General features: G+C 46.7%; 21 protein-coding genes. 10 read left to right on the top strand and 11 right to left on the bottom strand.

Annotated elements, in window-relative coordinates:
- Window positions 1-514 precede the first annotated feature (514 nt).
- Window positions 515-2,674, top strand: coding sequence for a T9SS type A sorting domain-containing protein (locus ABS362_RS04620; protein ID WP_350411150.1), 2,160 nt, complete (start codon window positions 515-517; stop codon window positions 2,672-2,674).
- A 103-nt stretch (window positions 2,675-2,777) separates the two neighbouring features.
- Here ABS362_RS04620 and rluF read toward each other — a convergent pair whose 3' ends face one another.
- The 4 genes from rluF to ABS362_RS04600 form a co-directional block, all read right to left on the bottom strand.
- Window positions 2,778-3,773, bottom strand: coding sequence for a 23S rRNA pseudouridine(2604) synthase RluF (gene rluF, locus ABS362_RS04615; RefSeq protein WP_350411149.1), 996 nt, complete (start codon window positions 3,771-3,773; stop codon window positions 2,778-2,780).
- A 179-nt stretch (window positions 3,774-3,952) separates the two neighbouring features.
- Window positions 3,953-5,293, bottom strand: coding sequence for a branched-chain amino acid transport system II carrier protein (brnQ, locus tag ABS362_RS04610; RefSeq protein WP_350411148.1), 1,341 nt, complete (start codon window positions 5,291-5,293; stop codon window positions 3,953-3,955).
- A 201-nt stretch (window positions 5,294-5,494) separates the two neighbouring features.
- Window positions 5,495-6,406 carry a universal stress protein gene (locus ABS362_RS04605; RefSeq protein WP_350411147.1) on the bottom strand — a complete coding sequence of 304 codons (912 nt, stop codon included), beginning with the start codon at window positions 6,404-6,406 and terminating at the stop codon, window positions 5,495-5,497.
- A gap of 180 nt (window positions 6,407-6,586) precedes the next feature.
- Window positions 6,587-8,143 (bottom strand): M20/M25/M40 family metallo-hydrolase, encoded by a 1,557-nt coding sequence (locus tag ABS362_RS04600; protein WP_350411146.1) that lies wholly within the window; start codon window positions 8,141-8,143, stop codon window positions 6,587-6,589.
- A gap of 231 nt (window positions 8,144-8,374) precedes the next feature.
- Here ABS362_RS04600 and ABS362_RS04595 point away from each other — a divergent pair, with 231 nt between their 5' ends.
- From ABS362_RS04595 to ABS362_RS04575, 5 genes are all read left to right on the top strand, one after another.
- Window positions 8,375-8,632 (top strand): hypothetical protein, encoded by a 258-nt coding sequence (locus tag ABS362_RS04595; protein ID WP_350411145.1) that lies wholly within the window; start codon window positions 8,375-8,377, stop codon window positions 8,630-8,632.
- 118 nt (window positions 8,633-8,750) lie between these two features.
- A complete protein-coding gene (locus ABS362_RS04590; protein ID WP_350411144.1) occupies window positions 8,751-9,341 on the top strand; it encodes a membrane-associated protein in 591 nt (196 codons plus the stop codon).
- 107 nt (window positions 9,342-9,448) lie between these two features.
- A complete protein-coding gene (locus ABS362_RS04585) occupies window positions 9,449-9,928 on the top strand; it encodes a c-type cytochrome (protein WP_350411143.1) in 480 nt (159 codons plus the stop codon).
- Window positions 9,929-10,066: 138 nt separating this feature from the next.
- A complete protein-coding gene (locus tag ABS362_RS04580) occupies window positions 10,067-11,110 on the top strand; it encodes an NAD(P)-dependent alcohol dehydrogenase (RefSeq protein WP_350411142.1) in 1,044 nt (347 codons plus the stop codon).
- Window positions 11,111-11,194: 84 nt separating this feature from the next.
- Window positions 11,195-11,629 carry an acyl-CoA thioesterase gene (locus ABS362_RS04575; protein WP_350411141.1) on the top strand — a complete coding sequence of 145 codons (435 nt, stop codon included), beginning with the start codon at window positions 11,195-11,197 and terminating at the stop codon, window positions 11,627-11,629.
- A 265-nt stretch (window positions 11,630-11,894) separates the two neighbouring features.
- On the opposite strand, the gene ABS362_RS04570 is transcribed toward ABS362_RS04575, so the two are convergent.
- The gene (locus ABS362_RS04570; protein ID WP_350411140.1) at window positions 11,895-12,518 is read right to left on the bottom strand and encodes a class I SAM-dependent methyltransferase; all 624 of its coding nucleotides are present in this window, start codon (window positions 12,516-12,518) and stop codon (window positions 11,895-11,897) included.
- 120 nt (window positions 12,519-12,638) lie between these two features.
- On the opposite strand from ABS362_RS04570, the gene hutU reads away from it, so the two are divergent.
- The 3 genes from hutU (at window position 12,639) to hutG (ending at window position 17,447) form a co-directional block, all read left to right on the top strand.
- Window positions 12,639-14,351 carry a urocanate hydratase gene (gene hutU, locus ABS362_RS04565; protein ID WP_350411139.1) on the top strand — a complete coding sequence of 571 codons (1,713 nt, stop codon included), beginning with the start codon at window positions 12,639-12,641 and terminating at the stop codon, window positions 14,349-14,351.
- Between the two features lie 730 nt (window positions 14,352-15,081).
- Window positions 15,082-16,326 carry an imidazolonepropionase gene (gene hutI / locus ABS362_RS04560; RefSeq protein WP_350411138.1) on the top strand — a complete coding sequence of 415 codons (1,245 nt, stop codon included), beginning with the start codon at window positions 15,082-15,084 and terminating at the stop codon, window positions 16,324-16,326.
- Between the two features lie 146 nt (window positions 16,327-16,472).
- Window positions 16,473-17,447: a formimidoylglutamase gene (gene hutG / locus ABS362_RS04555; protein WP_350411137.1), complete on the top strand. Its 975-nt coding sequence runs from the start codon at window positions 16,473-16,475 to the stop codon at window positions 17,445-17,447.
- Between the two features lie 62 nt (window positions 17,448-17,509).
- Here hutG and ABS362_RS04550 read toward each other — a convergent pair whose 3' ends face one another.
- The 4 genes from ABS362_RS04550 to ABS362_RS04535 all read right to left on the bottom strand — a co-directional run bounded on the left by ABS362_RS04550 (window position 17,510) and on the right by ABS362_RS04535 (window position 20,744).
- Window positions 17,510-17,917, bottom strand: a complete 408-nt coding sequence (locus ABS362_RS04550; RefSeq protein ID WP_350411136.1) for a T9SS type A sorting domain-containing protein — start codon at window positions 17,915-17,917, stop codon at window positions 17,510-17,512.
- 175 nt (window positions 17,918-18,092) lie between these two features.
- Entirely contained in the window at window positions 18,093-18,959 is an 867-nt protein-coding gene (locus ABS362_RS04545; protein WP_350411135.1) for an SMP-30/gluconolactonase/LRE family protein, read from the bottom strand.
- Between the two features lie 61 nt (window positions 18,960-19,020).
- Window positions 19,021-20,142 (bottom strand): AMP-binding protein, encoded by a 1,122-nt coding sequence (locus ABS362_RS04540; RefSeq protein ID WP_350411134.1) that lies wholly within the window; start codon window positions 20,140-20,142, stop codon window positions 19,021-19,023.
- Between the two features lie 146 nt (window positions 20,143-20,288).
- Entirely contained in the window at window positions 20,289-20,744 is a 456-nt protein-coding gene (locus tag ABS362_RS04535) for a DoxX family protein (protein WP_350411133.1), read from the bottom strand.
- Between the two features lie 335 nt (window positions 20,745-21,079).
- On the opposite strand from ABS362_RS04535, the gene ABS362_RS04530 reads away from it, so the two are divergent.
- Entirely contained in the window at window positions 21,080-21,316 is a 237-nt protein-coding gene (locus ABS362_RS04530; RefSeq protein WP_350411132.1) for a hypothetical protein, read from the top strand.
- A gap of 12 nt (window positions 21,317-21,328) precedes the next feature.
- On the opposite strand, the gene ABS362_RS04525 is transcribed toward ABS362_RS04530, so the two are convergent.
- Entirely contained in the window at window positions 21,329-21,976 is a 648-nt protein-coding gene (locus tag ABS362_RS04525; RefSeq protein WP_350411131.1) for a YczE/YyaS/YitT family protein, read from the bottom strand.
- 70 nt (window positions 21,977-22,046) lie between these two features.
- Entirely contained in the window at window positions 22,047-23,510 is a 1,464-nt protein-coding gene (locus ABS362_RS04520) for an aminoacyl-histidine dipeptidase (protein ID WP_350411129.1), read from the bottom strand.
- Window positions 23,511-23,618: the final 108 nt, after the last annotated feature.

Below are 23,618 nucleotides of genomic sequence, written 5' to 3'. Positions count from 1 at the left end.
TTACGCCATTTTAAAACAAGCGGTAAAATTACAGGAAAAGGATGGGTTTACCTATTGGCTTGGGAAATGAGGCTGGCAAAATTACTCTCCACATTTTCGTCAGCGTGTATGATAGTAAGTGGATCAGAAAATGTAACCTATCATTCAAATCTTTAAAGCTGTACGTGAGCTTCTGTCCTGAAATGCAGACTTACCAGTAACTATCTGTCCTAATAGGGAAAAAACGAATAAGAAATAAGCTATAGGCTTGCTTAAAACCTCAAAGTCTACACCCGCTTTCATAATATTCATATTCACCCTTCAAAGTGAGCCGTTCACCAAATTAAATCTCTTCTATATATAAAATACCTATCAATAAGACTCCCTTCAAAGTATAAGTTTCTAATCCTAAACGAATAAGGATTAATTATATATCTATCTCTTTAAATACACCAAACTTAATTTTATGAAACAGTTTTACTTCATCTTCATTTCCGGCACAAAGTTATTTCTAAATAAAAAGTGCCTTCCGTTTATGATCTTATTCATGTTTGCCACTGGCTTCTATAGTAAAGCCCAGCAAATAGAATGGGATAAAACTTATGGCAGTAGCGGGCTTGATAACTTTCAATCGATTGCCCAAACTTCTGATGGTGGATATATTTTAGGCGGTACTTCCGGTACCAGTGTTGGCGGTGATAAAAGTGCTACGCCGGTTGGAGGCTCTGACTACTGGATAGTAAAGATCAATGCTGCTGGTGAAAAGAAGTGGGATAAAGTATTTGGAGGCTTGTTTGCAGATAATCTTGCCATAGTGCTGCAAACAGAAGACGGAGGATATATACTTGGAGGAGAATCGGCAAGTGATATCAGCGGAGATAAGAGTGAAGCATCAAAAGGATATTTTGATTTCTGGATCATAAGATTGGACGCCGCCGGTAACAAACTATGGGATAAGACAATAGGAGGTGATCAGGGAGAATCGCTGACTACGCTTATACAAACTAAGGATGGAGGGTATTTGCTGGGAGGAACGTCTCCTTCGGGCATAAGTGGCGACAAAAGCGAGGCAAGCAGAGGAGGACTTGACTACTGGATAGTAAAGTTGAATACAGCAGGAGAAAAGCAGTGGGATCACACTTTTGGAGGTGATGATCAGGAACATCTGCGTGATATTATTCAAACAAATGACGGTGGGTTTATGCTAGCCGGCGACTCCCGCTCCGGAATTAGTGGTAACAAAACCAATGCATTAAAAGGAGAGACTGACTACTGGATAGTTAAATTGAGTGAGAGTGGCAACATAGAATGGGATAAGGCATATGGTGGAAATGATACTGATTTTTTGTATTCGGTTGTTGAAGTGGAAGGTGGTAACTATATTTTAGGAGGGTTTTCCTGGTCAGGAATAAGTGGAGACAAAAGTGTAGCATCAAAAGGCGCAGATGATTACTGGGTTATAAAAATAAACTCTACCGGAGAAAAACTCTGGGATAAGGTATATGGCGGAGATAATTCTGACAGACTTACGGAAACAATCAAAACCCGGGACGGAGGCTTTCTGCTCGGTGGCATTTCCGCATCAGGAGTGAGTGGAGATAAAACCGGGAACTCCAGAGGCTCATTTGACTACTGGGTTGTAAAAATAAGTGCTGAAGGAAGAGTGCTTTGGGATAAAACTATTGGCGGAGATAGTTGGGATCAATTTGAAAATATGATCCAAACGGCAGATGGAGGATATATGGTTGGCGGTAATTCTCCCTCAAGTATCAGCGGAGAAAAATCAGAAGCATCGCGTGGAGCTAACGACTATTGGATTGTTAAGCTTGCACCTGAAAATATGCCACCCCCATCCGTATGTAATACAATAGACTTCGAAAGTAGCAGTACCGGATTCGTTACATCTGTAAATACTGGTGCCGGTGTCGTGTACATCACTAATAAAATGCGCCAGTTAGATGGTACTTATGCCCCACAAAATCATGCAGCCATCTTCAACACGGCATCACCAACCGGAGATGACCTCGACCTATGGACTGCGGACTGGGGCCATGTCCTCATCATCAACAAGGACCTTAACCCGGAGCCAGACGACAACGCTTGGGGAGGCGAAATGACACTAGATTTTTCTGAGATTGGTCCGGTAACTATGACATCCCTGAAAGCACTGGACTTTGATGTATACGAAGGAAACTCGTGGGTTTACCTGTATGATGGCGCCGGCAAAGAAGTACACAAAGTCAGGATAGAGAACCTAGGTAACATGAGCCAGCAAGTCGTGAATCTAGGCAATACCAAAGGGGTGATGAAAATGAAAGTGGTGCTGGATGGTCTTAATTCTGCGGGTATGCTGGCAGGCTCAGGAGCTATAGATGATATTAAGTTTTGTGTAGAAGAAAGTGTAAATCCGCAGCCTGATGAAAAGTCAAGTGCCATTAGCCAGGCAACGGTATTCCCGAACCCAATTGAAAGCAAAGGTGCAGTAGCGTTTAAACTTAACACAACAGGAAACTATGTTGTCGAACTATACGACCTGAAAGGGAATCTTATCAGGGAACTGAAAACAGGTTATGCAAATGCCGGGGAAAATATAAGCGTAGAGTTGGATGGCAATGGCCTTAAAGCAGGACTTTATATTGCACGAATTATAAGCGCTAATGACTCCAGAACTATAAAAGTAATACTGAAGAAGTAAATCTATACAAATCTATCTGAATTTTACTGCTATTATGATCAAAAACAAAGGACCCGCATCGTTTGAAGCGGGTCCTTTGTTTATATAGTTTCAGATAGTCTACTTACCTTCTTTTGCCACCACTTTTCGGGGCGCTGCTTCTGCCACCGGACCTGCCGCCTGTATTGCTTTTTGATGCCCCCCGTGAACCCCGGTTACTTGACGATGCTTTTGGTTTGTCGCGTTTGCCAGCAGGAGCAGGTTTGCCACCACTTTTTGTTGTGCTGCCCGGGCGAGCTGATTTACCGCTAAAACTTGCGCCGCCGCGCGGTTTTGGCTTGCTGCTTTTAGGTGCAGCACTACCTTCCCGGGAACTGTTACTTTTTTTGGTTGCTGAGCCTTCTTCTGTCTTAGTGGAACTGGCCACCAGGCGCATCATCTCAGCAGTTTCGGTTTCTGTCATCTCGCGCCACTGGCCCAACGGAATTTTGTTAAGCGACAGGTGCATGATGCGCGTGCGCTGCAGGGTTTGTACTTCGTAGCCCAAAGTTTCGGTCATGCGGCGTATCTGGCGGTTCATACCCTGTGTCAGTATTATCCGGAACTTGTTAGCACCCAACTGTTCTACAAAGCACTTTTTTGTGTTCACGCCCAGTATCGATACCCCATTGCTCATCTTGTCTACAAAGGCCTGGTTTATAGGTTTGTCGACGGTTACAATGTATTCCTTTTCGTGCTTGTTGCCGGCCCGCAGTATCTTGTTAACTATATCGCCGTCGTTGGTCAGTATAATCAGTCCTTCAGAGTCTTTATCCAATCGGCCAACCGGGAAAATACGTTCCGGGTAGTTTACAAAGCTGATGATGTTATCGCGTTGCGAACGGTCGGTAGTGGTTTCGATGCCGGCAGGTTTGTTCAGTAACAGGTAAACCGGTTCTATGGCATCAACCTGCAGCAGGTTACCGTCTACGCGCACTTTATCGCGGGCTGTAACTTTAGCGCCCACGTCGGGTTGCTTTCCATTTACGGTTACGCGGCCCTGCTCTATTAACTTGTCAGCTTCACGTCGCGAGCAAACCCCGGAGTCACTTATAAATTTATTTAATCTGATGGGTTCCATAGGTTAGGCTTTTAGTACTGGCACACCGCTTTATAGTATCCTGAATATAGGGTCAAAGTTACAGAAAACAGTTGGTTTACCTGCTTCCGATGAAAGCCGATACTGTAAAAATAAACAAGGCAATACACCAGCCCTTAAACTGATTTACTGCCTTGCCTGTAGCATAGGAAGTTATGCCTTTATTCACTGGTCAGTATTATTTCGCGGTTTCGCAGCGAAAAAAGATACCCGATAAAGCCGCCAACTATAGCCGGAACCAGCCAGCCCATCCCTAAACTAAACAGCGGAAGATACTCGGCAAATAGTTTGCTGATCTCCAGTTCTATACCTGCTGCATTAATACCATCTACCAAACTAACTATACCTGCAAAAAGTACCGACCAGGTATATATGCTGTTGCGCTTACCAACTATAGGTGCCAGCAACGAGAGCACAATCAGCACAATAACCATAGGGTAAATGGCAACCAGCACAGGCACCGAGAAAGAGATGATCTGGGTGAGGCCCACATTGGAGATAAGGGCGCTAACTATAGTTAAGACCAAAACATATGTTTTATAAGATACACCGGGGCGTAATTTGTTGAAATAAGACGAACACGCAACTATAAGTCCTACACTGGTGGTAAGGCAGGCAAAAATAATGGCAATGCCCAGTATAAGGCTGCCAAATATGCCGAACTGCAACTGCGACACCTTACTAATGATGATGCCGCCATTCTCGACGTGGCCCAGGGCAGTTACGCTGGTAGCACCCGTATAGGCCAGCCCTACATAAACCAGTGCCAGGCCAGTGGCCGCAATCAGGCCGGCAGAGATACAAACTTTGGCAATGCTTTTAGGTTCATCCACACCCTTTGCCCGGATGGCGTTGATAACGATAAGACCGAAAATAAACGAACCGATCGTATCCATAGTGAGGTAGCCTTCCTGGAAGCCCTTAAAGAAAGGCGCATACTCATAGGCGGTAAGTGGCGCCTGTATGCTACCCAGCGGATTGGCGATACTGGCAACCAGCAACGCGAACAGGATCAGTAGCAACACAGGTGTCAATATTTTGCCGATGCGGTCTACTACCTTGCCCGGGTTAAGGGAGAGCAGGTATGTTACGGCAAAGTAAATAACAGAGTAAAGCAGTGCACCCCACATCGAGCTGCGCAGGCCATCTGGCAGGAGCGGAGCAACCCCGATCTCATACGACACAGTACCCGTGCGCGGAACAGCAAACAGGGGGCCTATAGTTAAGTAAATGATAACCGGGAACAGCATACCGAAAACCGGGTGTACCCTGGCCGATATCGTTTGTACATCCTCGTTCTTAGCCATACCAATGGCAATAACACCAAGCAGCGGCAGGCCTACGCCGGTCAGTAAAAAGCCCAGAATGGCAGGAACGACCTGATCGCCGGCAGCCTGGCCTAACGATAAAGGAAATATAAGATTGCCAGCGCCGAAGAAAACAGCAAATAGCATTAAACCTATAAAAAAGGTTTCTTTTGGAGATATGTTAGTACTTTTCAAAACGGTAGGGTTGGGTAATAATATCAGTATTCATTTTTGCAATTAAACACAGCATTAGTCAATATGCTACAAAAAACAGAAGGTTTTGCGACACAATTTTCATATAGCCAGTGAGTAATTAATCACTTTCACTAAGCTGATGCTACCAGTTTCAGAAATAGGAATGAAGAAAGAACAGGTGCCTGTGTCAGCTCATCTGAACTATAGCGGCGCGTGGGTTACCAAAGGTTCTTGTGCATTGCCCTGGTTAAGCAGTATGTCAGCCGGAAGCGCCAGCAGGGGCACTAACGGACGTGCCGTGATCTTTCCGGTTATGCTTTTGTCCAGCAACCTGTCCAGGATAGTGTGTTTTTGAGGGATAAGCACCAACAGATCGGCTTTTTTTGCCCGGATAAACTGCTGAATGGCTGCTGCCACGTTTTCCTGCACGTCAAAGTTTACAGTGTAAGGGATATGCTCAAACTGATCCACCAGGTGTTGCAGCGGTGGGGTTGTATCGAAGGTATTCTGCTGCGTTTCATTCCTGTATACATGTAATACCTGCAGGTTTGCTTTAAAGATCTGTACAACGTCGCTCAGAAACCGGAGGTTGGTCGTAGCGTTTAGTTTACGCAGGTCGATAGCAAAAACTATAGTTGCAAACTGGTTAAAGTCAACTCCCTTCGGAACTGCCAGTACCGGCACTCTGCTTTTCTGGATTACAGAAATAGTAGTACTGCCAAGCAGCGCCTGGCTTACTGCTTCTCCGCCCTGCATACCCATCACGACCAGGTCTGTATCGTAGCGCTCAATCGTTTCTAGTATCTTTTCGTAAGCCCCACCCAATTTAGCAACCACTTTTACAGGTACAGCATCAAATCTTCCTGGGGCTTCACTTTCTATAGTCAGAATTTTGCGGACCTGGTCTGCAAATTCAAGTAGTTCCCTGCTTTTGCCTTCTTCCATGTCTTCCATTACATCGGTAATATTATGGGCAGCCGATGGAGAGATAGAAGGGAAGAAGACATGTAACAGCATGAGTTCGGCACCTGCTAAACGGGCTATTTCAAAAGCATAGGCGAGGGCGTTCTGAGCGTTCTCAGAATAATCGACCGGTACTAATATTCTTTTCATGCTGTTGCGCTTATTGTAAGGGGCAGGTTGTATGGGCTATGCAACCATGAAACAAAAATACAACTAACTGCAGCTCAAAATGATGTTTTCGGTCATGTTGAAGTATGAGATAAATCAGCTTTTTAACAGAACAGGCTACCTTTTCGGGTAGCCTGTTCTGTTAGGTTTTAGTGGAGGTTCTTAATCCAGGCCGCCTTTACGGGTAGGCTCACGCAGGGCAGGCCATGTGGTTTGCTCACCGGTACGCGGGTTAAGAGGTAACTTAATGCGCTCGCGGTCAAACAACTCAGGTTCTTCGCTCGCTTTGTAGGCCAGTATAGCTACCAGAATGGCATTGCTGCGCACATCATCAAACACGATTTTGTCGTAAGTGTCGCGGTTGGTATGCCAGGTATACATACCATACGACCAGTTAAGAGAGCTTAGCATAAAGGCTGGCGCACCGGCTGCTACAAACGAGGCATGGTCAGAGCCACCACCGCCCGGAAAGCCCGGAAACTGTGTTTCTATAGAGCTTGTAATCTCACGTGGCGCGGCGCTTAGCCAACGGCCCAGGTAATCGTATGCATGCAAAAAGCCCTGGCCAGAGATGTTGGCTACACGGCCGGTACCGTTATCCTGGTTAAAAACAGCCTGCACATTTTTCACGATCTCCGGGTGGTCTGCAACAAATGCGCGCGACCCGTTAAGGCCTTGTTCTTCGCTGCCCCAGTGGCCGACTAGTATGGTGCGTTTCGGGTTAGGGTACATCTTTTTCAGGATGCGCATAGCCTCCATCATAACTATAGTTCCTGTTCCGTTGTCGGTTGCGCCGGTTCCTCCGTTCCACGAATCGAAGTGGGCAGACAGGATCACGTATTCATTTGGTTTTTCAGTGCCTTTTATTTCAGCAATAGTGTTAAAAGTAGGGGCGTTTTTCAGGTTTTTAGCTTCTGCCTGAATGCGTATCTGCGGCTTTTTGCCAGACTCTGCCAAACGGTACAGCATGCCATAATCTTCCAGCTCAATATCAACAGTAGGTATCTTTTTAGTGTAAGCAGCAAATATCTTGTTCACACCAAAACCGCCAGACCAGTTAGAGGTAACCACACCAGCAGCACCAGCTTTCTCTAAAGCAACAGGCAACGTACGGGTTGTTTTTCCTGTTTTCTGGATGCGCTCGTTCCAGGCCTCTGTCTGGGTTTTGCGGGCTTCCTGCATTTTTTTGAACGACTCTTCAGTAGCAAACTCTTTCCAGTTATACTCCGGGCGGCCGGTTGGCTGGTTCATCGATATCATTACCAGCTTGCCTTTAACTGCCGGCAACCACTTCTGGAAAGCTAGAGAATCGGAGAACTCAGGTAAGATGATGAGTTCAGCGGTTACGCCTTTGCCTTTTGTTCCCGGGTTCCAGGCTAGTTGCACGCCATCCAGGGTTTGCAGGCGCGGGTGTACCATATCTATGTGGGTAATGCCACGTTGCCAGCCGCGCCACTCGCCCCATTTTTCGTTTCGGGCATCAATACCCCAACTTTTGTATTTATCAACTGCCCAGTTGTGGGCCTGCTGCATTTCGGGGGTACCTACCAAACGAGGGCCAATGCCGTCCAGCAGTTCGTGCGCCAGTGTCTCCAGCTGCGAGTTTTCGGTGGCTTCTTTCACAATGTTTTCTACTACCGGGTCTTTAGGGGCCTGTGCTTGGGCAAGGCCGCCGGACAGGAGAAGCAGAACCAGGAAAGCTTGTAATTTCTTCTTCATACAGGTTAAATAAAGGTTTAGTTAGTGAGCTTATGTATGGGCTTGGAGTGAAGATAGTGCACAAGGTTTAATTCCAAATCCTTAATATTTAAATTTTATGTTTCCTATTGCATGAGATCAGGGCAAACTATAGTGTATTGGTAAACAAGCCAGCGCATGGGTAATAGGTTTTTGTGAAACTAATTTAGCGATCTTATTCTTATCTTTAAGATACTATCTTAAAACTGCAGGATGCTTGAATACTCCATGTTTGAAAGGCTTCCGTTCAGGAAGCAGGCAGAAATTATAGCTAAAAACGGCACACTTGTAGCACAGCGTAACTATAAGCAGTGGATGGTGACGCTCTATAAAGTGAACAATTCGTTTGTAGAACTCTGGTCAGGAGATAACATGCAGGTTTATAGTACTTTTAAACAGTCGGCAAACACTGTCGCTATTTTTGATCCGTATCTGGACGAAGTTGATTTTACAGATCTTAGTGTTTCCTGAGTAATTAAAACCCTGCTTAAAGATCCCCTGCCATAGTTAGATGTAGCAGGGGAATTTTGTTTATAAGGCTGCATGATCACGTACATTAAAGTAAGTTTACCTACTATAGATATGCATCATGAGCGACACCATACCACTGTGGCTGCCGGTAAGCTATAGTTTGTTTTTGCTGGTACTGGTGCCGGTTTACTGGAAGAACTATGGGCCGGCTAACTTCCTGTGGTTTTCGGATATCGCGCTATTCGCTGTTTGTTTTGTGCTCTGTACGGAGAGCCGCCTGCTGCTCAGTATGATGGCGGTAGGCACGCTGGGTTTGGAACTGGTCTGGAACATTGATTATTTCGGGAGACTGCTGACCGGTAAAAAACTGTTGGGGCTGAGCGAGTATATGTTCCGGCATGAGCTAAGCATTTTTCTGCGCGGGCTTTCGCTTTTTCATGTGGTGTTGCCGGTTATAGTTATCTGGTTATTGGCAGAGTGGGGCTACGATGCTCGAGCTATTTACTACCAGACAGCGCTGGCGTGGGCTGTACTTATTTTTACTTACTTCTTTACAGACCCCAAGGAGAACATTAACTGGGTTTTTGGTCTTGGAGAAAAGCCACAGCATAAAATAGCTCCCGGCTTATACTTTGTATTGGTCATGCTTTTCTTCCCGGTCTTTGTATTTCTCCCTTCTCATTTCCTTTTGATACTGCTATTCAATTAATATACACTTTGTATGATATATCCTTATATTAGCTGAAGAACAACCATTTTAGAACACACACTAATTAGAGACGTAAAGTGGTAAACAATAAAAAGAAAAGAACAACTATGAAGAAGCTGATTCTCTCCCTAACCTGCGCTTCGCTTTTAGTAGCCTGCGAAAGCAAAAAAACTGAATACGATAGCTATTACACGCAGGAATATAAAGACTCTGTAGCTACTGCCGCCAAAAACAGCCCGGTTACAACACAAACTAAAATTGGATCTGATGCTGCCGTAAATGATATGACAGATTCTGGAGCTGTGGCCGTTGCCGAGCCTAAAAATGAGTATGAATTGGGTATGACCCTAATCACAAAATCAGATTGTATGGCCTGCCATAAAAACGAGCAGAAAGTGGTTGGCCCGGCTTATGTTGATGTTGCCAATAAATATGAGTTTAACGACAAGAACGTAGATTACCTGGCACAAAAGATAATTAAAGGTGGAGCAGGTGTATGGGGCGAAATTCCAATGCCTCCGCATGCCGACCTAAGCCAGGGCGATGCTAAAGAAATGGCGCGTTACGTACTGTCGCTTAGAAAATAAGCCAGGTTTATCCGAAAAACTATAGCCGCAATGTGTGCCGTTTATGGTATACATTGCGGCCTGTTTTATAGTAAATGCCAACAAAACAGGAAAGCTCCTGTTACACTTCCAATCATTAATCTAAACCAAGAATAAACTATGAGTCAAGCTAAAGCATACGCTGCCTTCGATCCGACCAGCCCGCTGGGCCCCTGGGATTTTGAACGCCGCGAAGTAGGTGAGCACGATGTGCAGATAGAAATAAAATACTGTGGTGTGTGCCATTCAGACCTGCACCAGGTGCGCAACGAGTGGGGCGGTGCCATGTATCCGCTGGTGCCTGGTCACGAAATTGTAGGTGTTGTAACTAAAGTAGGCAGTAAAGTAAAGAAATTTAAAGAAGGCGACCTGGCTGGTGTAGGTTGTTTTGTAGACTCGTGCCGCGAGTGCCATAGTTGCAAAGAAGGCCTGGAGCAATACTGCGAAGTACAGAACGTAGGCACCTACAGCAGCTTCGAACGCGACGGCAAAACCATAACCTATGGTGGCTACTCCTCACATATTGTGGTGGATGAGAACTATACCCTGAAAGTGCCCAAGAACCTGGACCTGGCCCGTACAGCGCCGTTGCTTTGCGCCGGTATTACGACCTATTCGCCTATCATGCAATGGAAGATCGGCAAGGGACACCGCGTTGGTATAGTAGGCTTGGGCGGATTGGGCCACATGGCTGTTAAAATTGCCGCTGCCAAAGGTGCTGATGTAACTGTGTTGAGCACATCGCCAAACAAAGAGCAGGATGCCAAAGATCTGGGAGCACATAACTTTGCCGTTACCAAAAATCCTGAAACCCTGAAAGAACTCCGCAATTCCTTCGACTTTATCATCGACACTGTTTCAGCTCCGCACGACTATAACTTATACCTGTCGATGCTGAAGCGTGATGGAACGATGATCCTGCTGGGTGCGCCTCCGGAGCCGTCTCCTGTTGCCGGTTTCAGTTTGATAGCACGACGTAAACGTTTGGTAGGTTCTATGATCGGTGGTATCCCGGAAACGCAGGAAATGCTGGATTTTTGTGCCGAACACAACATCATGTCTGATATTGAACTGATCCCGATCTCGGAAATAAACGATGCCTACGAACGAATGCTGCGCAGCGATGTGAAGTACAGGTTCGTAATTGACATGGCAAGCTTATAAAAACTATAACCTATATTGAGAGCGGCTTCTGCTACAACAGCGGAAGCCGTTTTATTTGATCTTTTCCCAACCATACATTTTACGATGAATCATACCTACACTGGCAAAGTAATGTGGTCGCACCTGGATGCCAACATGCACATGCGCCACTCTGCCTACGCCGATTTTGCAGCACAAGCCCGTATCGAAATATTAGATGAAATGGGACTGAACATGAAAGTTTTCCAGAAACTGCACATCGGCCCCATCCTGTTCAGAGAAGAAACTACTTACCTGCGCGAAGTAGGCGTGAACGAAACTATAACCATAACCACAGAACTGGCGAAAGCCAGAAAAGACGGCTCCCGCTGGACGATAAGGCATGAGATGTTTAAAGAAGATGGCGTAAAAGCAGCAGTTATAGTTGTAGAAGGCGCCTGGATAGATGTACTGAAACGTAAACTGGCTACCTTACCGGAAGAGTTAGCAAATCACTTTATGCACATCACCCACAGCGCGGATTTTGTGGAGATGGCGTAAATAGGAATGTGTCCAATGCGAGCACAAGGACTCTCGAGCCATATAAATCACAAATGCCGCAAGTTTGCAACTTGTGGCTTCACTTGGGGGCAGTTTGTAACTGGCGTTTATGCTGCAATCAATAGTCTCGCCAGTTACAAACTGGCTGCCAAACCCAACCACAAGTTGCAAACTTGAGGTATAAAAATTCGCATTAACTAAACCGGGCGGGATGCCCAACGATAGTTAGTAACGAGCGAGGACGCTCGCGCCATGGTTTGAATTGCTATACTTTCCGCAACACCCAGGTCGTCATACTTCTGTCCTGTTCAACTATAGTTGTCTTAAGCGGGTCAAGGCGTTCTGCTCCCAGATGTCTCTCAATTTCAACCAGCATCTCTTCATCTGCTAAAAACCAGACAGGCCCGTGCGCCATCTGGTAAAATCTGCCATCTACTTTCTGCAGTTTGCCTTCCAAACCTATCGTTGTGCTGAACCTGCAAAAAAGCATTCCGCCTGGTTTCAATACCCGCCATAGTTCTGAAACCATAGTTTTGAAATGCTCTTCGCTGCGGGCAAAATGAAGTACGGCACTGCAGATCACTACATCAAACGCAGCATCAGCAAAAGGCAACTCATTTAAATCAGCAACTATAAAATTACGCGCAGGCAGGGCAGGAGCCAGCTCTTTAGCCAATTGCTTTATTCTTTCGATAGCTGCTGCTGAGGTATCAACGCCATGCACTTTCACGCCAGCCTGCATCAGGTAAGTCACATTCCGGCCATTGCCGCAACCGGCATCCAGCAGTTTCATGCCTTTCTGAATATGGCCTTTCAGCAACTGGTCAAACAGGTAAATGTCTATGTCGCCGAACTGAGCTTTTAAAGATGTGATCGGGATATGGAACATGGCGTTTACATGTAAAAGTGAAATAGTACGAAACGGTTACACCCTAAATTAAGCATGATTTTTCTATCCTTTTTGCTCTTTTTTTAAGAATATTGAACAGTATTTACGAACTGACAAACTATGAATAGCACCACTGCACCAGAAACTATAAAACGCTCCGGCCTTTCGGTACAGGAGTTTATCCAGAAATACGCCAACCACCCGACCTATATTCCGCCAACCGGGCCGGAACTGAATGCTAAAAACTGGCAATCGGAGGCGGCGCTGCGCATGTTCCTGAACAACCTGACCGATGAAGTAGCCGAAGACCCTTCACGTCTTGTGGTTTACGGTGGCATTGGGCAGGCAGCACGTACTGTAGCTGATGCGCAGAAAATCATAGAAGTGCTGCTGAATCTGGAATTAGACGAAAGTTTGCTGGTACAGTCGGGTAAGCCTGTGGGCAAGGTAAGAACACATGCCGAAGCGCCGCGCGTGCTGATCGCTAACTCAAACCTGGTGCCGCATTGGGCAACCTGGGAGCACTTTAACGAGCTGCGCGAGCGTGGCCTGATGATGTACGGGCAGATGACGGCAGGTAGCTGGATTTACATCGGGACGCAGGGCATTTTGCAGGGCACGTACGAAACCTTTGCAGCCTGCGGAAGAATCCATTTTAACGATGACCTGCGTCATAAGCTGCTTGTAACAGGCGGACTTGGCGGCATGGGTGGCGCGCAGCCATTAGCCGCAACTATAGCTGGCGCTACTTTTTTAGGTGTTGATGTGGACCCGGACCGCATCAAGAAGCGCCTGAAAGACCGCTATGTTGATAAAATGACCTACGACTACGAAGAAGCGAAACGCTGGGCACTGGATGCCAAAGAAAAAGGCAAAGCGATCTCGATAGGTTTGGTTGGTGATATTGGTGATGTGCTGGAAAGATTGATACAGGACAACATTACACCGGAAATTTTAACAGACCAGACCTCTGCACACGATCCGATAAATGGGTATGTGCCGAATGGTTTAACGCTGGAAGAAGCTAAAGCCCTGCGCGAAAGTGATCCGCAGGAATATAAAGCACGCTCTTTAAAAAGTATGGCCCGCCACGTTGGGTTTATGCTGGAGTTACAACGTCGTGGCAGTCGTACGTTTGACTATGGTAACAACCTGCGCGAGTTTGCTATGCAGGGAGGCGAGCCAAATGCCTTTAATATACCGGGCTTTGTTCCGGAATACATGCGCCCATTGTTCTGCGAAGGCAAAGGCCCGTTCCGTTGGGCTGCCCTTTCAGGCGACCCGGAAGATATTAAAGTAACTGATGCTGCCCTGAAAGAACTGTTCCCGGAGAATACACACATGATCAACTGGCTGGAGCAGGCCGAAGAGAAAGTAGCGTTCCAGGGGCTGCCTTGCCGTATTTGCTGGCTGGGCATGGGCGAGCGCGAAAAAGCCGGCCTGATGTTTAACCAACTGGTGCGTGATGGCAAAGTAAAAGCGCCTATCGTTATCGGTCGCGACCACCTGGATTGCGGTTCAGTTGCCTCGCCTTACCGCGAAACCGAAGGCATGCTCGATGGTTCTGATGCGGTATCGGATTGGCCGTTGCTGAACCTGATGTCGAACACGGCTGGCGGAGCTACCTGGGTTTCGTTTCACCACGGTGGTGGGGTTGGTATCGGTTATTCGCAGCATGCGGGTATGGTTATATTGGCCGATGGTACCGAGCGTGCCGACCGTTGCCTGAGCCGCGTACTGCACAACGACCCGGCCATGGGCATTTTCCGCCACGCCGACGCAGGCTACGAAACTGCCCAGGAGAATGCAGAGAAATTCGGGCTGAACCTGTAACTAAGATTTCTAAGATTTAATGGATGGAAAGATTAGGCTGGTGTGGGGAGAATTATTAACCAAACACCAGCTTTTTCTTTTGAGGGTTTGATGGCAAGGGGTTGATGTAATATAAGTTATAGTTTTATTGGTGGTGTTTGTCATCCCCCTGCCCCCTTCAAAGGGGGACTTTCTGCTGTTGTGATAGTTAGCTTTATAGTTTTATAGTTACAGCCTATCCCAAGGACAGGTCGCGACCTGTCCCTACGGAACTATAACCACGATAAAATTCGAAGCTTAACAGTTTAAACTATAGGAAAGCAGTTGCTATGAGAATGATCTCAGTCTTTGGGTTGAGCGCCTTGTGAATATCTGGTGCCGTTAGGCATTGCGAGGCACGAGCAAAAGAGATTCGCACAGCGCGATGCCCGAAGACGGGGCCTCCCGGCCGTGAGGGCACCAAAGCCTGATTGAAACTATAGGTAAGTAAAGCTCCCAGGATTGGAGGTGATTTGAACCGATGGCTTGGTTTAGGAAAGCATTAATATCAACTATAGGACTTAGATTTCTCACAGCTACGCTGGCTCTCTTCGACTCACGTCTAAAGAATGTTCGGAATGACAAAGAAGGAACTATAGGACATATAAGATCCCTCAGCTTTGCCCGGGATGACAACACACTAACTCTAGCATAACTATAAAACTACAAACCCGACATCACAAGTATAAACTACAAACACCAACTATAAACTATGAACCTCCACGAAAACTATACTCTTATCGGTCCTTTTACCCAGATACTGACCATGGCAAACCTGCCGGAAGCCGGGCCAATTGTAGATGAGGAAATGGAAGTGCTGGAAGATGGTGGTCTAGTGGTGGCCGACGGGAAAATAAAGGTAATAGGCAAGTATAGTATCCTTCTGAAAGTGGCGCAGGAAGAACGCTATAAAATTGAAAAGATAACGGAGCCGATGGTCCTGATGCCGGGCTTAATAGACGCGCACACCCACATCTGTTTTGCCGGTTCGCGGGCCAACGACTATGCTATGCGCGTGGCCGGTAAATCGTACCTGGAGATTGCCCGGAGCGGCGGCGGCATACTGGACAGCGTGCGCAAGACCCGGGAAGCTACAGTGGTAGAACTGGTTGACAACCTTAAGAAACGCTGCGACCGCCACTTGTGCGAAGGCATTACGACCTGCGAAGTGAAAAGTGGCTACGGGCTCACCACCGATGAAGAACTGAAGATGCTGGAAGCCATTAAACTGGTGAACAAGCACCACGCGCTAGAACTGATTCCGACCTGCCTGGCAGCTCACATGCGCCCACCTGAGTTTTCAGATTCTAAACTATACCTGCAGGAAGTTTTAACCGAATTATTACCGCAGGTAATAGAACTGGGGCTTGCCAAACGGGTGGATATTTTTATTGAGGATACTGCCTTTACCGAAGCTGAGTCGCTGGAATATTTGCTGGCTGCCAAAGAGATGGGATTTGATATTACCGTACACGCCGACCAGTTCAGTACCGATGGCAGCAAAGTAGCAGCTGAAGTAGGCGCCATAAGTGCCGACCATTTAGAAGCAAGCGGTGAAGAAGAAATCTCTTTATTGAAAGAAGCTGGTGTGGTAGCTACGGTGTTGCCTGGCGCATCGCTGGGCTTAGGCATGCATTATGCCCCTGCCCGCAACATGCTGGATGGCGGCCTTTGTGTAGCCATCGCCACCGACTGGAACCCAGGCTCCGCACCGATGGGAGACTTGCTGCTGCAGGCCGCTTTAATTGGTGCATCCGAGAAGCTAACTATAGCTGAAACAATGGCAGCCATCACCACCCGCGCCGCTAAGGCTCTGAATTTAAGAGACAGAGGTTGCCTCGCCAAAGGACAGTTAGCTGATATGATCGCTTTCCCGACTTCAAACTATAAAGAGATCCTGTACTTTCAGGGAAAACTTAAGCCAACTATAGTCTGGAAGCAGGGTAAAGAAGTATAATTATAGTTTACATGGAGATGAAAGTAAGGTGTAATGTTGTGGCGTGTAACTTACCCACCCCTAACCCCTCCGAAGAGGGGAATTATACTCTAAATGTTTCAGCCTTCAGCCATTTAACAATCAACAATTAACAATCAGCGACCAACATGTATAAACCAACTGCACCCGGAACCTGGAAAGGAAGAGTAGACGCCAACGATGGTGACGAAGGAAAGCGCTGGCACCAGGGTATAAAACTGCTGAACCTGACTGAAGAAGCAGAACCTGCTGATGCCACACAAGCAATAGCGATGCTGGGTTTTTGCTGCGACGAAGGCGTTCGGCGCAACCAGGGTAGGGAAGGAGCAGTGGATGGTCCGGTTGCATTAAGGCAGGCTATGGCTTCGTTTGCGTGGCACCTGGATGAAGATGTAATGTTGTTTGATGCCGGCGACGTTTTCTGCACGAACCAGAACCTGGAAGAAGCGCAAAAGCAACTTGGTAAAAAAGTAAATGCACTCTTAGCAAACACCTATAAAACGATCGTGCTGGGCGGCGGGCACGAAACAGCTTACGGGCACTTTTTAGGTATAAAACAGGCTTTGCCGGAAGGCCAGCAACTAGGCATTATCAATTTTGATGCACATTTCGACTTGCGCAATTATGAAAAGCAGGCCAGTTCTGGTACCCCATTTCTGCAGATAGCTGATGATCTGGCGGCTGAAAGCTTTGATTTTAATTATCTGTGCCTGGGCATACAACAGTCGGGCAACACACAGAAGCTGTTTAATACGGCAGAAAGTTATGGTGCAGATTATGTTTTTGCACCGGCCATGCAGGTCTATAACTTCCAGAACCTTCAGGAGAAACTGCAGCAGTTTATGGCTTTGGTAGATGTGCTGTATGTAAGTATTGATATGGACGTGTTTGCGGCGGCATATGCTCCTGGAGTAAGTGCCCCGGCCGCGCTTGGCGTTGATCCTGAAATCGTGCTGCTGCTGTTACAGGAGATCATCAACAGTGGCAAACTACTGACCCTGGATATAGTAGAGCTTAACCCGAAACTGGACATTGATAACCGCACGGCTAAGCTGGGCGCCTCGCTGCTTTACCATGTGGTGCAGCAATGGAGCCAGGTATAAACTAAAAAAGAGCCTTGCAACATTAATGCAAGGCTCTTTTTTTATGGTAACTATAGTTCTGTTTAATTCCCGATCTTGAATTTGGTCCAGTACGTGGTGTCAGATGTTTTTACTTCTACCAGGTACGTGTCAGGCCTTAACTTGCCTACGTTGTAACTCCAGGTTTTCTGTTGTTTGGCTGTGCTCACTGGTTTCTCGAATACTTTCTGGCCTTTTGTGTTGGTAATAGCAAGGACGGCATCTTCTTTCAGTTGCTGCTCAAAATCAAGTTTAAAAGTACCTTTCGGGGCAGGGGTCAGGAACAGGCCGGATAAGGTTTCGGAATCGTTGGTGCAGGCTGTATGTGGTTCGTGCTCTTTTTCGGTAACTGTAGGGGCTTTCTCAGGCGCCTGTGCATTTGCAGGCAACACCTGCATCATAAACGGAACTGCTGCAACTATAGCCCATACATACGTTTGTTTCATCTTCATAAATAGCTCACAGTTTAAAGTACATGTTTAGCAACTGCTACTGCATTTTTAGGGCCAGTTTTATAGTTTGGGGTAATTATTTTTCTGCCGATGCCCGCACCAAATTATAACCAGCTTAAAAAAGAAGGGCAACCAGCACTTAAGCCGGTTGCCCCTCATCATGAAAATAGACTCTCTAATAAGTAACGGAATAAGCTACTACTCTATTGTCCCGGAAGGTGGGAACATATAATAATTGTGTCTCTTTGGAGTAAGTTATGTCGGCGGCGTTTATGTTTTTAGCCTTGGTATCCAGTACTTTCCACTTTTTGCCTTCCATGTTCACATACCAGACCTCGCCATCCCAGCTCGAAACAAAGTAGCCGTCTGTGCCGGCTTTGGTTACGCCATCCGCATTTTTTATCTTATCCGTAAGGTCTTCAAATTCTTTTGATTCGGAATCTAAATAACGCACTTTACCGCTGCTCATAAAGGCTACTACCAACCGGTTACCATCCAAGTACAAGCCATTCGGGTTTTCGCGTTTGGTGTTATCCAGCCACTCAGTAATTCGGCCATTGCGCATCTGGTAGATAGATTTTTCGGCCATATCCGAAATGTACACGTTGCCTTCGTCATCCACCGTAACATCGTTAAGCGCTTCTGAATTATCTGCCTTATAGCGGCCCAAAATGGCTCCTGTCTGCGCAGCTATAGTGACCACCTCATCCACATCCGAGACATAGAGCACGTTGTTGTGCAGCGCCATGCCTTTGGGGTTATTGAGGCCCGTTACCCAGTATAGTTCCTCTATTTCGCCCTGCGGGTTAAGTTTCGAGATAAAGCCATCGCCGTCTTTACGGTCTTTGCTCTGGTTTATGTTAGATACATATAGTACCTGGCGTTCCGGGTCGTATAGTACAGATTCGGGGGTGCGCAGCGTGTTATCTGATGCCCAGACCTGCTTTAACTCAACAGGGCCTTTTGAGGTGAGCAGGGAGCTGCAACTTTGCAGGGCAGCAACTATAAATAGCACGAAAGTATAGCGAAGTAAAAGCCGCATGATTTTATTTATTGGTGTACCCGCTATTACGCTTACTTACACCAACTGTTTAAAAAGTGTGTTACAGTACCTCTAACCCCAGTTTGCGGAGGGTGCGTTGCTTTGATACTTTGCCGGTGGCTGTTTCGGTAAAAGCCGGGCAGTAGTAATACTTTTTGGGCCGCTCAAACTTACGCAGCAAGGTTTTAAGCTGGGCTTTCAGCTCTTTTTCCTGTTCGTCAGTAAATGGCTCTGTTTCCATTACCAGTATCACATGTTCGCCAAGCAGTTCGTCGGGCTGCGAGGTTACAAAAAAACGGGGCATCGGGTCTATGTCGGCTAAGGCTTCGGCAACAGCAACTTCCACTATTTCGCTCTGTACTTTTACACCGCCTGAGTTTATGGTATTGTCAACACGTCCGATCCAGCGGAAACGGGTAGGCGTTAACAGTTCTACAAGGTCGTTGGTAACTATAAGTTCGTTGTTGGTCACGTCACCATTTATAGTTAAGCAACCGCGGTTATCCAGGCCAAGTGCTATGTTATCCAGTGCATCGTAATAATCTGCAGCATCAGGTCCGTTTAGCAGGCGTAGGGCTACATGCGAGGCTGTCTCCGTCATGCCATAGGTGTGGTAAACCGGTACAGATAATTGCTGCAACTGGCGCTGCAGGGTAAAGTTTACGGGTGCGCCACCAAGCAGTATACCTTTCATGTGGTTGAGCATCGGAATTTTTTCGGGCGTATCCTGTACTATTTTTTGCAGTTGCATTGGTACAAAAGAGGCGAAATCGAACAGCGTACCTTCTGCAACAAGCTTCAGCGGATTACTGATCGGCTCAACGATGATCATCTGTAATTCTGCCAGGAAACCCCGAGCCAGCATCATCATACCGGCTATGTACTCTGTGTTCAGGCAAACCAGCGTGGTATCGCCGGGCTGCAGGTTCAGTAGTTTTATAGTTTTGCGGGCACTCGACTCGAGTTGCTTACGTGTAAGATTTATAGTTTTGGGCGTGCCTGTTGAGCCAGAGGTCTGTATCGGGAACTCCTGCACACCATTCAGCCAGTTTCGGCAGAATTCCAGGGTTTTAGCTTCGTAGCCGTTCAGTTCAATGCTGTTCCGGAACGAGTAGTCCTCAATTTCGTCGTAATAGAATTTTTTGCCGTTCAGCAGCAGGTATTTTTCAGCCATCTCTTTCATTTTTTGCAGGCATTAGCACACACACAAATGTACCATACGCATCTTTACAAAAATGAGAAAAAGAGATTTAATTGTTAGGTGGCTAAATTGTTTTACGGTTGAATTGCTTTGGCCATCCAAACTTTCTAACTCACTAACTTTTTAACTTAGTACAGCCAGTCGTTTTGAGGTTTACGAATAATATGATCTACAGAGAAACGGCCCGAACCGAAGATCAGGAAACCGATAAGTAACAGTAGGACAATTATAGAAGACCATAGTTCGGTGTTCTCAGAATAAAAACCGTGCTCCGGATTTATAAAGAAAACAGCTCCTAACAGTATCGGTATCTGGAACAGGATTGCCACTCTTGTAATAAGCCCTATTGCGATAAGGAAACCACCAACCAGGTGCGCGAAGGCCACGTAATGAGCCAGGCCAATTGAAACCCAAGGGAACTGACTTTTCTGCATAATACTGAAAAGGGCGTCTGTGTCCTGCACAAACATAAAGCCTTTAATCATCAGAAATATTCCGAGTCCGATCCTTAAAAAGTCGAGCCAGATAGGATGATGGGTATCTGCCCATCGCTCCACGCGGTGCATGTCGTGTGTTAAGTTCATGGCTAAAAAAATTAGATTAAATAATTTGGTTATCAATTATTTAAACGAATTATACCAGATTTCGGACAGGTTTGGGTCAGGTTATAGTTGTAGTTACATACTTATCATTTCTAGCGTAAGCCAAGAGATCTTATGTGTCCTATAGTTTACATTTATAGCAACCCGCAAAACGACGTAATGGTATTACGTAGGGACAGGTCGCGACCTGTCCGCTCAAAGGCGGTAACTATAGAACTATAATCTCAACTATAACAACGGAAGAAAGTCCCCCTTTGAAGGGGGCGAAGGGGGATGTTAAACAGTACCAGATCGCTCACGCTTTTCGAGATGACAAAATGAAGAGGCAAGACATAAAAACTCCCCGCCTTAAACTACCAGGAAGAGAGTTCGAAGGTAGCGAGCGTAGCTCTAAGGGTTGGGGGTGGTTGGATAACCCAAACTATAGAACTGTAGCCACAGCTACTACTAAACCTGTCCCTATCGGGCCCGTTGAGTCGGGAGACCCAATATTCACAGTAAGTAACGAGTCTGGAGACTCGCGCCAGCGTAAGACCCAGCCTTATGAACTATAAAGCAAACTAAAACTACCGTTTAACCTGTACTGTTTCAGCTGCCAGTTCGTCGTCGGTAAGGTATATGCGTAGGTTCTGGAAGAACCGTAATGTTATCTGGAAAAGCGGACTCTGGATGAACGTGTACAGGAAGGTAATTACACCAACCGGGCCTCCTAACAAAAAGCCGATCACCAGCACGATACATTCCACCAATATCCTGGCCTGGCTCACGGAGAGGCGAGTACGCTCTGACAACGAGAGCATAAATCCATCTCTAGGTCCGGCGCCCACGCCACCAGCTACATATAAGCCACCTGCAATACTACTGATAAGAATTGCCGTGAACAGTAAAGCGTAGTCCTGGAAGCCGTGGGTAGCTTCCGGCAGAAAATCGAGCCACAGGAAAAAGTCCATGAATGGACCGATGAGCAGCGTGTTGAGGAACGTGCCGATGTTGATGTATTTACGGTTTACAAACCAGGCCACGGCAATTACAGCCAGGCCAACCAACACACTCCAGGTACCAATGCTAAAGCCAAACTTCTGGAAAAGCGACACATTGAGCACTTCCCAGGGGTGCAGGCCCAGGTACTTTACTTTTACAGCCATCGCGTTAGCAAACCCAAACAGCAACAAACCAGCAAAAAAGAAACTATAACGGATGATCCAGTTTTTCATGGGTGCAAAGATAAAAAGAAAGCGCCCGTGGTTGCAGGCGCTTTCATAACTAAATGTTTGGAGTATTGGTTTAAACTTTAACCGGGATGCGCTCCAGCGTTTCAAGTAAAAAGCCCCAGTATTTCTGTACCGAACTGATCTGCACTTTTTCGTCAGGAGAGTGGGCCCCGCGAATGTTAGGACCGAATGAGATCATTTCCATGCCCGGGTAATTACCACCAACTATACCGCACTCCAGGCCGGCATGGCAGGCGTTTACATGGGGTTCACCTTCAAATAGCTCGCGGTACAGGTCACTCATAACTTTAACTATAGCTGCACCCGGAAGAGGCGTCCAGCCTGGGTAGCTACCTTTAAATGTAACTGAAGCACCTGCCAGCTCAAAAGTAGATTTAATAGCATTAGCCAGATCCATTTTCTCAGAATCTACGGAGCTGCGCGTCAAGCACTGAATGCTATATTCGCCATTTTTAACCAGCACACGCGCTACGTTGTTGGATGTTTGTACCAGGTTTTCGATGTCCGGGCTAAGGCGGTAGATGCCGTTCGGGCAGGCGTAAATGCTGCGTAGTAATTTATACTGGAAATCCTGGGCCAGCACCTGCGTAGGAGCAGCTATAGTTTCAATTGCAACTTCCAGGTTCGCATCGGTAGTGTTGTATTCCTTTTTCAGGATGTCTTTTTGCGCAGCTACAAAATCTTCGAAAGCCTTTGCCTTGTACTGCGAAACAGCAACTATAGCAAACGACTCTCTCGGGATAGCATTACGTAAGCTACCGCCGTCAATCTCAGCTACCTGTACGCCAAACTGCTCAGCAGCCAGGTATAAAATGCGGTTCATCAGCTTGTTCGCATTGCCACGGCCCAAATGTATATCCATACCTGAATGACCGCCTGTCAAGCCTTTTATAGTTAGCTTATAACCTGTTGCGTTGGCAGAAGCGTTCTCAGAACTATAGTTTCCTGTGGCAGTTACATCTACGCCGCCGGCGCAACCTATGGTTAGTTCTGTATCGTCTTCCGTATCAAGGTTCAGCATGATCTTAGCATCCAGCATGCCGCCTTTCAATCCCAGTGCGCCCGTCATGCCGGTCTCCTCGTCGATAGTAAACAAAGCTTCCAGTGGCGGGTGCGGGATGTCGTTTGAGGCCAGCAGCGCCATGATAGTAGCCACGCCAATACCGTTGTCAGCGCCAAGTGTGGTGCCTTTGGCTTTTACCCAGTCGCCATCCACAAACATTTCAATGCCCTGTTTGTCGAAATCGAAGGTAGTGTCGGCGTTTTTCTGGTGTACCATGTCCAGGTGACTTTGCAGCATCACGGTCTCGCGGTTTTCCATGCCAGCTGTGGCTGGCTTTTTAATGATCACGTTGCCAACTTCGTCCTCAATCGTTTCCAGGCCAAGGCTGTTGCCAAAGTCTTTCATAAACTGTATAACACGCTCTTCTTTTTTTGACGGACGTGGCACAGCATTCAGGTCGGTGAAGTAGTTCCAGAGCGCTTTTGGCTCGAGTTCTCTTATTTCTTCGTTCATAGTATAGTTTTAGCGGCTTACACCAGTTACAGTGCAGCGCGTGTTTACAATAGTTACAGGCAAATATCCGAAATTTTGAATACAGAAACTGCTTTTATTACCTCTACT

It is taken from the genome of Pontibacter populi (genome assembly GCF_040278685.1).
Classification (GTDB): Bacteria; Bacteroidota; Bacteroidia; order Cytophagales; family Hymenobacteraceae; genus Pontibacter; species Pontibacter populi.
The sequence above is the reverse complement of the archived record's forward strand: the minus strand, read 5'-3'. Positions and strand labels throughout refer to the sequence as shown.

What these genes read in the sequence shown, in the direction of transcription:
- ABS362_RS04585 (WP_350411143.1), top strand. Translation starts at nt 9,449, where the DNA reads ATGAAGAAGCTGATTCTCTCCCTAACCTGCGCTTCGCTTTTAGTAGCC.
- hutI (WP_350411138.1), top strand. Translation starts at nt 15,082, where the DNA reads ATGAACCTCCACGAAAACTATACTCTTATCGGTCCTTTTACCCAGATA.
- ABS362_RS04520 (WP_350411129.1), bottom strand. Translation starts at nt 23,510, where the DNA reads ATGAACGAAGAAATAAGAGAACTCGAGCCAAAAGCGCTCTGGAACTAC.
- ABS362_RS04575 (WP_350411141.1), top strand. Translation starts at nt 11,195, where the DNA reads ATGAATCATACCTACACTGGCAAAGTAATGTGGTCGCACCTGGATGCC.
- ABS362_RS04600 (WP_350411146.1), bottom strand. Translation starts at nt 8,143, where the DNA reads ATGAAGAAGAAATTACAAGCTTTCCTGGTTCTGCTTCTCCTGTCCGGC.
- ABS362_RS04620 (WP_350411150.1), top strand. Translation starts at nt 515, where the DNA reads ATGATCTTATTCATGTTTGCCACTGGCTTCTATAGTAAAGCCCAGCAA.
- ABS362_RS04530 (WP_350411132.1), top strand. Translation starts at nt 21,080, where the DNA reads ATGAAGAGGCAAGACATAAAAACTCCCCGCCTTAAACTACCAGGAAGA.
- ABS362_RS04545 (WP_350411135.1), bottom strand. Translation starts at nt 18,959, where the DNA reads ATGCGGCTTTTACTTCGCTATACTTTCGTGCTATTTATAGTTGCTGCC.
- ABS362_RS04550 (WP_350411136.1), bottom strand. Translation starts at nt 17,917, where the DNA reads ATGAAGATGAAACAAACGTATGTATGGGCTATAGTTGCAGCAGTTCCG.
- ABS362_RS04535 (WP_350411133.1), bottom strand. Translation starts at nt 20,744, where the DNA reads ATGAACTTAACACACGACATGCACCGCGTGGAGCGATGGGCAGATACC.
- ABS362_RS04525 (WP_350411131.1), bottom strand. Translation starts at nt 21,976, where the DNA reads ATGAAAAACTGGATCATCCGTTATAGTTTCTTTTTTGCTGGTTTGTTG.
- rluF (WP_350411149.1), bottom strand. Translation starts at nt 3,773, where the DNA reads ATGGAACCCATCAGATTAAATAAATTTATAAGTGACTCCGGGGTTTGC.
- ABS362_RS04605 (WP_350411147.1), bottom strand. Translation starts at nt 6,406, where the DNA reads ATGAAAAGAATATTAGTACCGGTCGATTATTCTGAGAACGCTCAGAAC.
- ABS362_RS04590 (WP_350411144.1), top strand. Translation starts at nt 8,751, where the DNA reads ATGAGCGACACCATACCACTGTGGCTGCCGGTAAGCTATAGTTTGTTT.
- ABS362_RS04580 (WP_350411142.1), top strand. Translation starts at nt 10,067, where the DNA reads ATGAGTCAAGCTAAAGCATACGCTGCCTTCGATCCGACCAGCCCGCTG.
- hutU (WP_350411139.1), top strand. Translation starts at nt 12,639, where the DNA reads ATGAATAGCACCACTGCACCAGAAACTATAAAACGCTCCGGCCTTTCG.
- hutG (WP_350411137.1), top strand. Translation starts at nt 16,473, where the DNA reads ATGTATAAACCAACTGCACCCGGAACCTGGAAAGGAAGAGTAGACGCC.
- ABS362_RS04570 (WP_350411140.1), bottom strand. Translation starts at nt 12,518, where the DNA reads ATGTTCCATATCCCGATCACATCTTTAAAAGCTCAGTTCGGCGACATA.
- ABS362_RS04540 (WP_350411134.1), bottom strand. Translation starts at nt 20,142, where the DNA reads ATGAAAGAGATGGCTGAAAAATACCTGCTGCTGAACGGCAAAAAATTC.
- ABS362_RS04595 (WP_350411145.1), top strand. Translation starts at nt 8,375, where the DNA reads ATGCTTGAATACTCCATGTTTGAAAGGCTTCCGTTCAGGAAGCAGGCA.